Source organism: Bradyrhizobium sp. Unk1, from assembly GCF_059512345.1.
On the sequence record NZ_JCAMOP010000251.1, the window covers coordinates 1 to 356 of the forward strand.

Genomic DNA, 356 nt, shown 5'->3' on the forward strand with positions numbered 1-356 from the left:
TCAACGCGATCCTTGCGCTCCTTCACCTCGACCTCGGTCGCGCCGCCGACGCGGATCACCGCGACGCCGCCCGCGAGCTTGGCGAGACGCTCCTGGAGCTTCTCACGGTCGTAGTCCGAGGTGGTCTCCTCGATCTGCGCCTTGATCTGGGCCACGCGCGCCTCGATGTCGGCCTTCTTGCCGGCGCCGTTGACGATCGTGGTGTTCTCCTTGTCGATCATCACCTTCTTGGCGCGACCGAGCATGTTGAGCGTGACGTTCTCGAGCTTGATGCCGAGATCTTCCGAGATCGCCTGGCCGCCGGTCAGGATCGCGATGTCCTGCAGCATGGCCTTGCGGCGATCGCCGAAGCCCGG

1 pseudogene is annotated in these 356 nt (G+C 65.4%); it reads right to left on the reverse strand.

Annotated elements, in window-relative coordinates:
- A pseudogene (groEL, locus tag AC5ZFO_RS48360) lies at positions 1–356 on the reverse strand (chaperonin GroEL); the annotation flags it as partial.